The following is a 13,113-nucleotide window of genomic DNA, read 5'->3' as shown; positions in this document are numbered from 1 at the left end:
CCGCCTTCGCGACCGGAACCTACGGCAACGGCGGTTTCGACACGGGCGCGTACGACACCGGGGCCTACGACGCGACCGCCTGGAACTCCGGCGCCACGCCCGGGGACGCCGCGTACGAGCACGAACACACGTCGTATCCGCTGTACGAACAGCGGACGGCCGACGCCGCGCCGCCGCAGAGCGAGCCCGGAGCGGCCGAACACACCGAGCGCACCGCGCAGGACGGCCCGGCCCCGCTGGCGGACGTGGCGGCCACCGCCGAGTTCAGCGTCCTGGAGCCGGACGCCGGAGCCGGCCCGGATTCCGGAGCCGGATCCCGCACCGACTCCGTTCCGCGGGGCGGCGACGGCACGCCCGGCAGCCCCGCCGCGCACGCCCTGGACCGCACCGCGGTCCACGCCCCCGCCTCCCGCAACCGGGCCCGCCGCCGCAGCCCCGCCAAGCGTTCCGCGCTCCTGACCGTCGCCGTCCCCTCCGCGTGCGTGATGAGCGTCGCGGGCATCGCAGCCGCCTCCGTCAGCGGCATCGGCGGCGGCGAGGACAAGCCGGAGGAGACGACCGCGTCCCTGGCGGTCGCCGACCCCGCGACGGTCAAGGCGGTCGCCGCCAACAACAAGCTCGACAGCCAGTTGGCCCAACTCTCCGAAGGAAGCGACGACTTCCGCGAGCGGGCGAGCCGCACCCAGGAGCGCATCGACCTGCGCGAGCGGCAGGCCATGGAGAAGAAGAAGCGCGAGGAGGAGGCCGCACGCCGCGAGGCGCTGCGCCCCAAGTTCGTCCTTCCGGTCAAGCAGCACGGTCTCAGCGCCTACTACGGCCAGGCGGGCGTGAACTGGATGTCCGCGCACTCGGGCATCGACTTCCCCGTCTCGTACGGCACTCCGGTCATGTCCGCGACGGACGGCACCGTGCGCACCCAGCTCAACAGCGCCTACGGTGTGATGGCGATCGTGACCGCCGCCGACGGCACGGAGACCTGGTACTGCCACCTGAGCAGCAACAAGGTCCGCTCCGGCCCGGTCAAGGCCGGTGACGTCATCGCGTACTCCGGGAACTCCGGCAACTCCACCGGTCCGCACCTGCACTTCGAGGTCCGGCCCGGCGGCGGCGCGCCGATCGACCCGCTCGCCTGGCTCCGCAGCAAGGGCGTCGACCCCACCTGACGCCCCCGGGCAGCCGTCAGGCCCTCAGGCCCCACCAGGGCCCGAGGGTCCGCGCCGGCCCCGCGACTGTGGCCCTCCCCGGCCGCCCCTGTCCTTCCCCGTCCCTGCGCCCTGCGGGGCGGTCCGAGACCGCGCCGCGGGGTGGAGGAGCCCGCTACAGCTTCTCGACGGGTGCGTACCGCAGGAGCAGCTTCTTCGGACGCTCGTCCCCGAAGTCCACCGTCGCCTTCGCCTGGTCGCCGAAGCCCTCGACCGCCGTCACCGTGCCGAGCCCGAACTGGTCGTGCGTGACCCGGTCCCCGACCACCAGCGTGACCACGGGCTTCTCCGCGCCGCGCCGGGTCGCGAAGCCCGAAGGGCCGGAGCGGGAGCGCGAGGAGGAGAGCGAGGACGTGACGCCCGAGGTCGGTCCGGCCGGGGCGGCCATCGGACCCTTGCGCTTCCACTCCAGGTGCTGGTCCGGGATCTCCTCCAGGAACCGCGAGGGCGGGTTGTACGAGGGCTGGCCCCAGGCGCTGCGCATCGAGGCCCGGGTCAGGTAGAGGCGTTCGCGGGCGCGGGTGATGCCGACGTAGGCGAGGCGGCGCTCCTCCTCCAGCTCCTTGGTCTGGCCGAGGGCCCGCATGTGCGGGAAGACGCCGTCCTCCATGCCGGTGAGGAAGACCACCGGGAACTCCAGGCCCTTGGCGGTGTGCAGGGTCATCAGCGTGATGACACCGGAACCGTCCTCGTCCTCGTCGGGGATCTGGTCGGAGTCGGCCACCAGCGCGACCTTCTCCAGGAATTCGGCGAGCGTGCCCGCGCCCTCCTCGTCCCCGCGCTCCTGCTCGAATTCGAGGGCGACGGCGGCGAGTTCCTGAAGGTTCTCGACGCGGGTCTCGTCCTGCGGGTCGGTCGACGCCTGGAGTTCGGCGAGATAGCCCGTACGCTCCAGAACGGCCTCCAGCACGACGGCCGGTCCGGCGCCGGACTCCACGATCGTGCGCAGCTCCTCCATCAGCGTGTTGAAGCGCTTGACGGCGTTGGACGAGCGGGCGGCCATGCCGTACGCCTCGTCGACGCGGCGCAGCGCCTGCGGGAAGGAGATCTTCTCGCGCATGGACAGGGCGTCGATCATCGCTTCGGCGCGGTCGCCGATGCCGCGCTTGGGGACGTTGAGGATGCGGCGCAGCGGGACGGTGTCCTCGGGGTTGGCGAGGACACGGAGGTAGGCCAGGACGTCCCGGACCTCCTTGCGTTCGTAGAAGCGGACGCCGCCGACGACCTTGTAGGGCAGGCCGACCCGGATGAAGATCTCCTCGAAGACACGGGACTGGGCGTTCGTCCGGTAGAAGACGGCGACGTCCCCGGCCTTGGCGTCGCCCGCGTCGGTGAGCCGGTCGATCTCGTCGGCGACGAACTGCGCCTCGTCGTGCTCGGTGTCCGCGACGTAGCCCGTGATCCGGGCGCCGGAGCCCGCGTTGGTCCAGAGGTTCTTGGGGCGGCGGCTCTCGTTGCGCTCGATGACGGCGTTGGCGGCGGAGAGGATCGTCTGCGTGGAGCGGTAGTTCTGCTCCAGCAGGATCGTGGTCGCGTCCGGGTAGTCCTCCTCGAACTGGAGGATGTTGCGGATGGTCGCGCCGCGGAAGGCGTAGATCGACTGGTCCGCGTCGCCGACGACGCACAGCTCGGCGGGGGCGTCGTCCGCGCCGGCCGGGCCGACCAGCTCCCGTACGAGCGTGTACTGGGCGTGGTTGGTGTCCTGGTACTCGTCGACCAGGACGTGGCGGAAGCGGCGGCGGTAGTGCTCGGCGACGTCCGGGAACGCCTGGAGCAGGTGGACCGTCGTCATGATGATGTCGTCGAAGTCCAGGGCGTTGGCCTCGCGGAGGCGGGCCTGGTAGAGCGCGTACGCCTGGGCGAGCGTCTTCTCGAAACCATCCGCCGCCTGTCCGGCGAACGCCTCCTCGTCGATGAGCTCGTTCTTGAGGTTGGAGACCTTGGCGGTGAAGGACTTCGGCGGATAGCGCTTGGGGTCCAGGTCGAGGTCGCGGCAGACCAGGGCCATCAGGCGCTTGGAGTCGGCGGCGTCGTAGATCGAGAACGACGAGGTGAAGCCGAGCTTCTTCGACTCGCGGCGCAGGATGCGCACGCACGCGCTGTGGAAGGTCATGACCCACATGGCGTTGGCGCGCGGTCCGACGAGCTGCTCGACGCGCTCCTTCATCTCGCCCGCGGCCTTGTTGGTGAAGGTGATCGCGAGGATCTGCCCGGGGTGCACTCCGCGCTCGGCCAGCAGGTGGGCGATGCGGTGGGTGAGCACCCGGGTCTTGCCGGAGCCGGCTCCGGCGACGATGAGCAGCGGGGACCCGGCGTGCACGACGGCGGCGCGCTGCTCGGTGTTCAGCCCGTCGAGCAGCGCGGCGGAGTCGATCACGGGGCGCGGGTGGCCGTCGCGGTAGTACCCCTCCCGGGGCGGCGGAGGCGCGTCGAAGACGCCCTCGAAGAGGTCCTCCGGCACCGCTTCGGGCGCGTGGTCCTCGGGGGGCGGCGGCGGGCCGTCCTCCGCGGACTGGAGGCCGGTCAGGAAACTGTCGTCAAAGAGGCTGCTCATCGCGATCCGAGTTTAGAGGGCCGCACCGACAACCTTCCGCCGTACGACGGAAACGGCCACTTACCGGTACGGACAGGAAGCGGGCGACCGCGCTCCGTACCGGCGGGCCGGGCCGAGGGGATCTCCGGCGCGTGCGGCGGCGAAGGTCACGAAAACGTATCGGGCATATCGCTCACCGTCCTTCCGGTGGCGGCCCGGGTTGGCTAGCGTGCTGCGTCAGGCGGCCCTTACCCGCGAGAGGCGGACCACGCGCCGAACGGAGCCGGACGGGACCGGATGGAGCCGAACGGAGCCGTACGGGACCGGATGGAGCCGAACGGGACCAGCGGAGCGGAGCCGGACCGCAGGACAGCCTTCCGTTCCGTTCGAACACCCCCGACCCGGTAGACGGTCCACGGAAGGAGATGCCGGTCTTGGCATCGCATCGCAAGCCGCGCGCGAAGGCGCGCACCACCACTCCCGCCGTCGGACTGACGACGGCCGCGCTGGCCTCCGTCACCCTGCTCTCCGCGCAGAGCGCCACGGCCGCGCCCACCGAGCCCCGCCCAGCGGTCGAGGAGGTCCGGCAGAAGGTCGACGAGCTCTACCGGCAGGCGGGCAGCGCGACCCAGGAGTACAACCGGGCCAGGACCGCCTCGGAGACCCGGCGCGCCGAGGTCGAGGCGCTCATGGCGGACGTGGCGAAGCGGACGGAGCGGATCAACGAGGCGCGCCGGGCGCTCGGCGGCTACGCGGCGGCGCAGTACCGCAGCGGCGGCATCGCCCCCACCGCCACCTTCTTCCTGGCCGACGACCCGCAGTCCTACTTCGACCAGGACCAGCTGATGAAGCGGGTCACGAGCCGGCAGCAGAAGGCCGTGTCCGACTTCCGTACGCAGCAGGCCGGGGCGGCCCAGCAGCGCGCGAAGGCCGTGAAGAGCCTGGAGACGCTCACCGACGCGCAGGACACGCTGCGCTCCAGCAAGCAGGACGTGCAGACCAGGCTCACCGAGGCGCGGGGCCTGCTGGCACGGCTGACCGCCGAGGAGAAGGCCCGGCTGGCCGAGCTGGAGCGCGGGAAGGAGGCCGAGGCGCGGGAGAAGGCGGAGAAGCTGGCCCGCCGCCAGGCCGCCGAGGCCGGGGAACGCGCCGCGGAGGAGAAGGCCCGGGAGGAAGCGGAAGGACAGGACGGCGGCGGGACCGGCGGCGGTACGGACACCGGCTCCGGCTCCGGCGCGGACAGCGGCTACGCCGCCAAGGCCGAGAAGGTGCTGGCCTTCGCCCGCGCGCAGATCGGCAAGCCGTACGTGTGGGGCGCCTCGGGTCCGTCCTCGTACGACTGCTCGGGGCTGACGCAGGCCGCGTGGAAGGCGGCGGGCGTCACGCTGCCGCGCACCACCTGGGATCAGGTCGAGGTCGGCAAGCGGGTCGCCACGGCGGATCTGCAACCCGGTGACCTGGTCTTCTTCTACGACGACATCAGCCACGTCGGGATCTACAAGGGCGACGGGATGATGATCCACGCTCCGAAGCCGGGGGCGGACGTGCGCGAGGAGTCGATCTACTACATGCCGATCTACGGCAGCGTGCGCCCGGCGTGATCGCCCCCCGGGCCTGAGCCGCCGCCATCGTGAAGTGGCAGGTCAGGACCTGGTGGGATGCCGCGCTCGGGGCCGGCTTGACCCTGACGCCGGGTCAACCCTCCATCCTTCCGGCAGGAGCTTCCTCGCGGTCGCCTGGAAGGCTCCGCGAAGGAGGCGGATGACCATGGTGACCCGATCGATCGCCGGCCCGGCGATTCGCGTGCGAGGTCTGGAGAAGGCGTACGGGGGACTGCACGTGCTGCGCGGCGTGGACTTCGACGTGGCGCGAGGCAACGTCTTCGCCCTGCTCGGCTCCAACGGGGCCGGCAAGACGACGACCGTGAGGATCCTCGCCACGCTCCTGAAGGCCGACGCGGGGACGGCCGACGTCCATGGTTTCGACGTCGCCACGCAGTCGGCGGACGTGCGGGAGTCCATCAGCCTCACCGGGCAGTTCGCGGCCGTCGACGAGATCCTCAGCGGTCGGGAGAATCTCGTGCTCGTCGCCAGGCTCCGCCACCTCAAGGACCCGGGCGCGATCGCTGACGACCTGCTGAGGCGCTTCTCGCTGACCGACGCCGGGACGCGGAAGGTGGCCACGTATTCGGGTGGGATGCGCCGCCGGCTGGACATCGCGATGAGCCTCATCGGAAATCCGTCGGTGATCTTCCTGGACGAGCCGACAGCCGGGCTCGATCCCGAGGCGCGCATCGAGGTGTGGGACGCGGTCAAGCAGTGCGCCGGCCGTGGAACGACGGTGCTGCTCACCACGCAGTATCTGGAGGAGGCGGAGCAGTTGGCCGACCGGATCGCGATCCTCCACCAGGGTCGGATCATCGTCGACGGCACCCTCGCCGAGCTCAAGCAGCTCTTCCCGCCCGCCACCGTCGAGTACGTCGAGAAGCAGCCGACCCTGGAGGAGATCTTCCTCGCGGTCATCGGCCGCGGCGACAGGAGAGACGCCACCAGCACGAACAGCCACGGGGGACGAGGATGACCGCGCACTTCTTCGGCGACACCGCTGTTCTCACGGGGCGGACCCTGCGCCATGTCACACGCAGCATGGACACCATCATCACGACCGTCATCACGCCGGTCGCCATGATGCTGGTGTTCGTCTACGTGTTCGGCGGCGCCATCGACACCGGGTCGGTTTCGTACGTGAACTACATGCTGCCCGGCATCCTGCTGATCACCATCGCGTCGGGCGTCTCCTACACCGCCTACCGGCTCTTCACCGACATGAAGAGCGGAATCTTCGAGCGGTTCCAGTCCATGCCGATCGCACGGTCGGGTGTGCTGTGGGCACACGTCCTCACCTCTCTGGTCGCCAACCTGCTCTCGCTCGTGATCGTCGTGGGCGTCGCACTGCTCATGGGCTTCCGCACGGGGGCCGGAGTAGCGGAATGGCTCGCGGTCGCCGGCATCCTGTTCCTGTTCACCCTGGCGCTGACCTGGATCGCCGTGATTCCCGGGCTCTCCGCGGCATCGGTCGAAGGCGCGGGCGCGTTCGCCTACCCGCTCATCTTCCTGCCGTTCATCAGCTCGGCGTTCGTGCCTACGGAGACCATGCCCGGCCCCGTGCGCTGGTTCGCCGAGCACCAGCCGGTGACGTCGATCGTCAACACGATCCGCGACCTGTTCGCCCAGCGGCCGGTCGGCGACGACATCTGGACCGCCCTCGCCTGGTGCGCCGGCATCCTCGTCGTGGCGTACGTCTTCGCGATGGCGGCCTATCGCCGGAAGATCGCCTGAGGCAGGCTGAGCCCCATGCTCACCATCAGCCAGCTCGCGGCGTACGCCGGGGTGACGGTGCGGGCGGTACGCCACTACCACGGGATCGGCCTGCTGCCCGAGCCCGAACGCGACCGATCCGGTTACCGGGCCTACGACTCCGGCGCGGTCGTGCGACTGATCCGTATCCGCACCCTGGCCGATGCCGGCGTGCCGCTGGCCAGGGTGCAGGAACTCCTCGACGCCGGCCCGGAGGAGTTCGCCGACGGCGTCCAGGAGATCGACAAGGGTCTGCGCGCCGAGATCCGGCGACTTCAGGACACCCGCGGGCGACTCGCGAGGAGAAGGAAGCCGCGGCCACGAAGGCCGTGGACGCCCTGGCGGACGAGGCCGCCCGCCGTACGGACCGGCTGAACACGGCGCGCCACGCGCTCGGTTCGCTGGCCACGGCCCAGTACCGCACCGGCGTCCTCGACCCGGCCGTGCAACTGGCGCTCTCCTCCGACCCGGACAGCTACTTGGAGCGCGCCGCCTCCCTCGACCGGGCGGCCGACCGCCAGACGGGCATGCTCACCGGCATCCGCCGCCAGATCTCCCGCCTCGCCCGCGTCAAGGCCCGCGCCGACCAGGAGACCGAGGTGCTGGCCGCCCGCCGGGCCGAGCTGCGGGAGCACCGCTCCCGGATCCGCTCCAAGCTGGCCGACGCCCGCGAGCTCCTGGACACGCTCACCGCCGAGCAGCGCGCCGCCTACGAGCGATCGGCCGACGCCCGCCACGGCGGCGGTCCCGCGCACGCCGACCGCTCCACCGCCCGCGGCCGGATCACCGCCCCGAACGCCCGCGCCGCGCAGGCCGTCGACTTCGCCTACGGGGCCATCGGCAAGCCGTACGTCTGGGGAGCCACCGGCCCCTCGGCCTTCGACTGCTCCGGGCTCACCCAGGCCGCCTGGAAGGCCGCGGGCGTGGGCCTGCCCCGCACCACGTACACCCAGATCAACGCCGGGCAGCGGGTGCCCCGTTCCGAACTCGCCCCCGGCGATCTGGTGTTCTTCTACTCCGGGATCAGCCATGTGGGGCTCTACGTCGGCGGCGGGCAGATGATCCACGCCCCGCGGCCGGGCGCGCCCGTACGCGTCGCTCCCATCGACCAGATGCCTTTCGCGGGAGCCACCCGCGTGGCATAGTCGCCCGGCGCCGACCTCCGTCCCGTCGAAGGAACTCCCGTATGCCGATGGCGATCGCCGTCCAGGAATACTCCCGCGCACTGACCCTGCGCACCCCCGACCACTACCGGGTGGGCCCGTTCACCGTCCGGCACAACCCGGGCTGGGAGCTGAAGTACGCCAACTACGCCATTCCCGACCGGGACGCGCGGCCCACACCGGACGACGTGGCCGCGCTGGTCGAGGCGTTCCGCGAGCGGGCGCGGCTGCCGCGCCTGGAGTTCCTGCCCGCCTGGGCCCCCGCCGTCGAACCGGCCCTGCTGGCGGCCGGCTTCACCGTGGAGAAGCGTGCGCCGCTGCTGGCCTGCGCCCCGGACGACCTGGTTCCGCCGAAGCCGGTGGACGGTCTGCGGATCGCCGTACCGGAGGGGGACGCGGAGTTCACCGACGCCGCCCGCGTCCAGCACCACGGGTTCGGCGGCGAGGGCGAGCCGGAGGAGGGGACGGCCGACTGGCTCCGCTCGGCGGCCTCGGACGGCGGTGTCGCGGCCCTGGCCGTCCTCGACGGGTCGGCGGCCGGCGCGGGCGGCTGCTCGATCGCCGTCGACGGCCTGAGCGAGCTGACCGGACTCGCCGTCGCGGCCCCGTTCCGCCGCCGGGGCGTCGGCGCGGCGCTCTCCGCGTGGCTGACCGGGCGGGCCTTCGCGCAGGGCTGCCGCGCCGTATGGCTGGAACCCGGTGGTCCGGACGTGGAGCGGGTCTACGCGAGCATCGGCTATCGCCGGATCGGCGAGAAGGTCGACATCTCGCTCGACCCGGACGGCGCGTGACGGGCCGCCCCGGACGTACGTGACAGCCAGACCCGGACGTACGTGACGGCCCGCCCCGGACGTACGTGACAGCCGGGAGATGACAGCCCGCCCCGGACAGCACGTGGGCGAGTCGACCCGGACAGCCGGTTTCCCGCCCCGGACGCTCAGACCAGCCGGCGCGCCGTCGCCCACCGGGTCAGCTCGTGCCGGTTGGAGAGCTGGAGCTTGCGCAGCACCGCCGAGACGTGCGACTCGACCGTCTTCACCGAGATGAACAACTGCTTGGCGATCTCCTTGTAGGCGTACCCGCGGGCGATCAGCCGCAGCACCTCGCGCTCCCGCTGGGTGAGGCGGTCCAGGTCCTCGTCGACGGGCGGGGCGTCCGTGGAGGCGAACGCGTCCAGGACGAAGCCGGCCAGCCGGGGCGAGAAGACCGCGTCGCCCTCCTGGACCCGGAAGACCGAGTCGACCAGGTCCGCGCCGGTGATCGTCTTGGTGACATAGCCCCGGGCCCCGCCCCGGATGACGCCGATGACGTCCTCGGCGGCGTCCGACACGGACAGCGCGAGGAAGCGCACCGGGCCGTCGGCGGCGGCCATCAGCGGGGCGCAGCGGCGCAGCACCTCGACGCCGCCGCCGCCCGGGAGGTGCACGTCGAGGAGGACGACCTCGGGGCGGGTGGCCGTGATGACGGTGACCGCCTGGTCGACGTCGGCGGCCTCGCCGACGACCTCGACGCCCGTCTCCTCGGTGCGGCCGATCTCGGCCTGGACGCCGGTGCGGAACATCCGGTGGTCGTCGACGAGCACGACCCGTACCCGTCGCTCCGGGCCCCCGGTGGCTTCGGTGTTCTCGGTCATTCGCCCGCCCTCTCCATCTCCAGCTCGACCTCGGTGCCCCCGCCGGGCACCGAACGCAGCCGGGCCGTACCGCCGTTGCGCTGCATCCGGCCGATGATTGATTCTCGTACGCCCATCCGGTCGGCGGGCACGTCGTCCAGGTCGAACCCCGGACCCCGGTCGCGTACGGAGACGAATACCGCACGGCCCTCGACCTCCGCGTAGACCTGCACGGCTCCGCCCTCGCCACCGTACTTGGCGGCGTTGACCATCGCCTCGCGTGCGGCCTGCATCTGGGCGGCCAGCTTGTCGTCGAGGGGGCAGTCGCCGACCACGACGACCTCCAGCGGCACGCCGTGCTTGTCCTCGATCTCGGCGGCGGAGCGTTTCACGGCCTCGGCGAGGGTCTCGGGTTCGTCGTCCTCGTCCTTGCCGGTGCCCTCCGGGTTGTAGAGCCAGTTGCGCAGCTCGCGTTCCTGCGCGCGGGCCAGCCGCCGGACCTCTCCGCCGTCGTCGGCGCTGCGCTGGATCAGGGTGAGGGTGTGCAGCACGGAGTCGTGGACGTGCGCGGCGACCTCGGCCCGCTCCTGGGCGCGGATGCGCATCAGGCGCTCCTCGGACAGGTCCTGTGTCAGCCGCACGAGGTAGGGGCCGGCGAGCAGGGCGATGCCGGTGAGTACGGCGATGGCGGCGGTGAGCACGTTGCCGAGCTGGGCGGCCGAGCCGCGCACCACCAGGAAGACGGCGAGGCCGAGGCCGACGAGGGCGACCCCGGCGAGCCCGCGGGCCAGGTGCAGCAGGCGGCGTCGCTGCCCGGTCTCCATCCAGCGGGCCCGCCGGGCGTTGTCCGCCTGGCGCCAGACGAGGACGGAGCCGGCGCCGATGAGGAGCGTCGGCCAGATGTAGCGGCCGGCCTCGCTGCCCATGTCGACGTTGACCACGAAGGCGAGGGCGCCGACGAGCAGCGCGACGAGTGCGAAGACCTGGCCCTTGTCCGGCTTGCGGAGCCGGCGGCGGCCGTCCGGCGCGGTCTCGAAGACCGAGCGCGGGGCCTCCACCCCGCCGACGCCGAGCGGGACGACGATCCAGAACACCGCGTACAGCAGCGCGCCGAGGCCGTCGGTGAAGAAGAGGACGAGGAAGACGAACCGCACCCAGGCGACCGGCAGCCCGAGGTGTCCGGCGAGCCCGCGCGCGACGCCGCCGAGGAGCCGTCCGTCGGCGCTGCGGTAGAGCTTGCGCGGCGCGGGCTCCTCCGGATCGGCGGCGACGGAGCCGGCGGCCCGGCCGGTGGTGACTGGCATACCCCGATCGTCACACGCGGCACGGCCGGCGGGCATCAGGGTCGATCCCCCACCGGACCCTGATGACCACCCCGGCCTCTTCCGGGACAGCCCCGTACCCTCCCGGAAGGCCCCATACCGGAAGGCCCCTTACCGGAAGGCTTGCGTCCCTTCCGGGAAGGCCGCGGCCGAAATCAGGGACCGGCCAGGGTCGGCACGGGTCCCGTCCGCCGGGCCCGGCCGTCACCATGGAGGCATGACCGCTCCCCCGGACGCCTCCCCCGGCGTCACGCCGCCCGACGCGCCGAAACCGCAGTTGCGGCGCAGCCCGCGGCAGAAGGTGGTCGCCGGGGTGTGCGGCGGCCTCGGCCGGTACTGCGACGTGGACCCGGTGATCTTCCGGATCGTGCTCGGCGTCCTCGCGGTGACGGGCGGCATCGGTCTGATCTTCTACGGTTTCGCCTGGCTGCTGCTCCCCCTGGAGGGCGAGGAGGAGAACGAGGCGCGCCGCCTGATGTCGGGGCGGGTCGAGGGGGCGTCGCTGGTGGCGCTGCTGCTGGCGCTGATCGGCTGCGGGCTGTTCCTGTCGATGCTCGGCAACCGGGGCATGCTGGCCTTCGCCGCGCTGCTGTCGCTGGCGGTGGTCGGCTTCTCCGTGTGGACGCAGGCCGGCCGCTCCGAGCAGGCCCGCCGCTCGGCGGCCCCGGACGATCCGGCGGAGCAGGGCGGTTCGCACCTCGCCGCGCCCGCCTCCGCGCACACCGGAGGGCTGGGCGCGCCGCCGCCCGAGGTGAAGGCGCCGCCGACGCCGGGCAGCCCGTCGTGGTGGCGCGACCCGATCGTCAAGGACGGCACCACCGGGCCGGTGGGCACCGGCTACCTGTGGGGCCCGCCGGACGCCGACCTCGGGGGCGCGAAGGCCGTGGCCGGGCGGCGGCCCGGCCCCGACGCCCCGCCCCGGCCGCCGGGCGGGACTCCCCGGCGGCGTGGGCCGCGCTCGATCGGCGGTCCGGTCCTGGTGGGCGCGCTGCTGGCGGGCGGCCTGGGGACGGGGCTGAGCTGGGAGCAGCAGCCGCTGGGCACCGCCCTCCAGATCGGACTGGCCGCCGCGCTCGCGGTGTTCGGCCTGGGCCTGCTGGTCTCCTCGGTGCTCGGCCGGACCGGGTTCGGCACGCTCCTGACAGCGGTGGTCACGGCGGGTCTGCTGGCGGGTGCGGCGGCCGTGCCGAAGGACATCGGCACGCAGTGGGCGCGCCAGGAATGGCGGCCGGCCTCGGTGACCGCCGTCCAGCCGCGTTACGAGCTGGGCGCCGGCGAAGCCCGGCTGGACCTGTCGAAGGCGGCGGTGGCGCGGGGCGACACGGTGCGCACGCGGCTGGAGGTCGGGGCCGGGCGGGCCGTCGTCGTCGTCCCGCGGGGCGCGACGGTGAGGGTGCGCGCGGAGGCGGGGCTCGGAGAGATCCGGCTGGAGGACGGGCGGCGGGTACAGGTCGGGATCAACGCCGACGAGTCGACGGAGCGCACGCTGCCGCCGCCCGCGGGGACCGTGCCGGCCGGCACGGTCGAACTGGAAGTGGAAGTGGGCATCGGACAGGTGGAGGTCACCCGTGCCGCGTCATGAGATCCGGCCCGGCCGCGCGGTGGCGGGTCTGACCCTGCTCGCCCTGGCCGGAGGTTACGCGGCGGACGCGGCCGGGGCGTGGCGGATCCCGTGGACCTTCGTGCTGACGGTGTTCTTCGGCGGCCTGTCGCTGGCCGCCGCGGTGACCTGGACCGCCTACCGGGTGCGGCGGCGGCGCGCGGCGAGGAAGGCGTCCGCCGAGAACAGGGCCGCGCCCGCGAACACCGGTACCGGCACCGGGCCCACAGGGTAGGCCCGGCCGCCGCGGCGGTCCGGCCCCAAAAGGAGCAGCCCTCGGCCGGCCGGTCAGCCCTCGACCGGTCAGTCCTGAGCCCGTCAGTCC

Annotated in this window: 10 protein-coding genes and 2 pseudogenes; 9 read left to right on the top strand and 3 right to left on the bottom strand. The window is 72.7% G+C overall.

Translation table 11 applies throughout. The annotated features are described in order from the left end of the window. The coding region (locus EES43_RS18260; protein WP_164493196.1) for a M23 family metallopeptidase at window positions 1–1,163 on the top strand (1,163 nt) is incomplete at its 5' end. A gap of 154 nt (window positions 1,164–1,317) precedes the next feature. On the opposite strand, the gene pcrA is transcribed toward EES43_RS18260, so the two are convergent. Next, a complete protein-coding gene (gene pcrA / locus EES43_RS18255) occupies window positions 1,318–3,756 on the bottom strand; it encodes a DNA helicase PcrA (protein WP_124269682.1) in 2,439 nt (812 codons plus the stop codon). 404 nt (window positions 3,757–4,160) lie between these two features. On the opposite strand from pcrA, the gene EES43_RS18250 reads away from it, so the two are divergent. The 6 genes and pseudogenes from EES43_RS18250 (at window position 4,161) to EES43_RS18225 (ending at window position 9,045) form a co-directional block, all read left to right on the top strand. Beyond that, complete coding sequence (locus EES43_RS18250) at window positions 4,161–5,336, top strand: C40 family peptidase (protein WP_124269681.1); 1,176 nt, start codon at window positions 4,161–4,163, stop codon at window positions 5,334–5,336. 166 nt (window positions 5,337–5,502) lie between these two features. Next, window positions 5,503–6,315 carry an ABC transporter ATP-binding protein gene (locus EES43_RS18245; protein WP_124269680.1) on the top strand — a complete coding sequence of 271 codons (813 nt, stop codon included), beginning with the start codon at window positions 5,503–5,505 and terminating at the stop codon, window positions 6,313–6,315. Beyond that, window positions 6,312–7,073, top strand: a complete 762-nt coding sequence (locus tag EES43_RS18240; protein WP_124269679.1) for an ABC transporter permease — start codon at window positions 6,312–6,314, stop codon at window positions 7,071–7,073. Before EES43_RS18245 ends, EES43_RS18240 begins: the two co-directional genes overlap by 4 nt. A gap of 15 nt (window positions 7,074–7,088) precedes the next feature. Beyond that, window positions 7,089–7,394 (top strand): annotated as a pseudogene (locus tag EES43_RS31870) (MerR family transcriptional regulator); the annotation flags it as partial. Next, a pseudogene (locus tag EES43_RS18230) lies at window positions 7,391–8,236 on the top strand (NlpC/P60 family protein); the annotation flags it as partial. The pseudogenes EES43_RS31870 and EES43_RS18230, both read left to right, overlap by 4 nt. Before the next feature lie 41 nt (window positions 8,237–8,277). After that, window positions 8,278–9,045, top strand: coding sequence for a GNAT family N-acetyltransferase (locus EES43_RS18225; protein WP_124269678.1), 768 nt, complete (start codon window positions 8,278–8,280; stop codon window positions 9,043–9,045). Window positions 9,046–9,191: 146 nt separating this feature from the next. Here EES43_RS18225 and EES43_RS18220 read toward each other — a convergent pair whose 3' ends face one another. Next, window positions 9,192–9,887, bottom strand: a complete 696-nt coding sequence (locus tag EES43_RS18220) for a LuxR C-terminal-related transcriptional regulator (protein ID WP_124269677.1) — start codon at window positions 9,885–9,887, stop codon at window positions 9,192–9,194. After that, window positions 9,884–11,170, bottom strand: coding sequence for an ATP-binding protein (locus EES43_RS18215; RefSeq protein ID WP_124269676.1), 1,287 nt, complete (start codon window positions 11,168–11,170; stop codon window positions 9,884–9,886). The genes EES43_RS18220 and EES43_RS18215 overlap by 4 nt, the downstream gene beginning before the upstream one ends. 235 nt (window positions 11,171–11,405) lie before the next feature. On the opposite strand from EES43_RS18215, the gene EES43_RS18210 reads away from it, so the two are divergent. Then, a complete protein-coding gene (locus EES43_RS18210) occupies window positions 11,406–12,770 on the top strand; it encodes a PspC domain-containing protein (RefSeq protein ID WP_124269675.1) in 1,365 nt (454 codons plus the stop codon). Beyond that, window positions 12,757–13,023 carry a hypothetical protein gene (locus EES43_RS18205; protein ID WP_124269674.1) on the top strand — a complete coding sequence of 89 codons (267 nt, stop codon included), beginning with the start codon at window positions 12,757–12,759 and terminating at the stop codon, window positions 13,021–13,023. The genes EES43_RS18210 and EES43_RS18205 overlap by 14 nt, the downstream gene beginning before the upstream one ends. The last annotated feature ends 90 nt before the right edge of the window (window positions 13,024–13,113 follow it).

The sequence above is a fragment of the Streptomyces sp. ADI96-02 genome, from assembly GCF_003846185.1.
Lineage (GTDB): Bacteria > Actinomycetota > Actinomycetes > Streptomycetales > Streptomycetaceae > Streptomyces.
Note: the sequence above shows the minus strand (reverse complement) of the source record. Positions and strands in the feature narration are given on the sequence as shown.

Bases quoted from the DNA above. Each gene is read 5' to 3' on its own strand.
- EES43_RS18250 (WP_124269681.1), top strand. From the start codon at position 4,161: ATGCCGGTCTTGGCATCGCATCGCAAGCCGCGCGCGAAGGCGCGCACC.
- EES43_RS18220 (WP_124269677.1), bottom strand. From the start codon at position 9,887: ATGACCGAGAACACCGAAGCCACCGGGGGCCCGGAGCGACGGGTACGG.
- EES43_RS18215 (WP_124269676.1), bottom strand. From the start codon at position 11,170: ATGCCAGTCACCACCGGCCGGGCCGCCGGCTCCGTCGCCGCCGATCCG.
- EES43_RS18240 (WP_124269679.1), top strand. From the start codon at position 6,312: ATGACCGCGCACTTCTTCGGCGACACCGCTGTTCTCACGGGGCGGACC.
- pcrA (WP_124269682.1), bottom strand. From the start codon at position 3,756: ATGAGCAGCCTCTTTGACGACAGTTTCCTGACCGGCCTCCAGTCCGCG.
- EES43_RS18245 (WP_124269680.1), top strand. From the start codon at position 5,503: ATGGTGACCCGATCGATCGCCGGCCCGGCGATTCGCGTGCGAGGTCTG.
- EES43_RS18210 (WP_124269675.1), top strand. From the start codon at position 11,406: ATGACCGCTCCCCCGGACGCCTCCCCCGGCGTCACGCCGCCCGACGCG.
- EES43_RS18225 (WP_124269678.1), top strand. From the start codon at position 8,278: ATGCCGATGGCGATCGCCGTCCAGGAATACTCCCGCGCACTGACCCTG.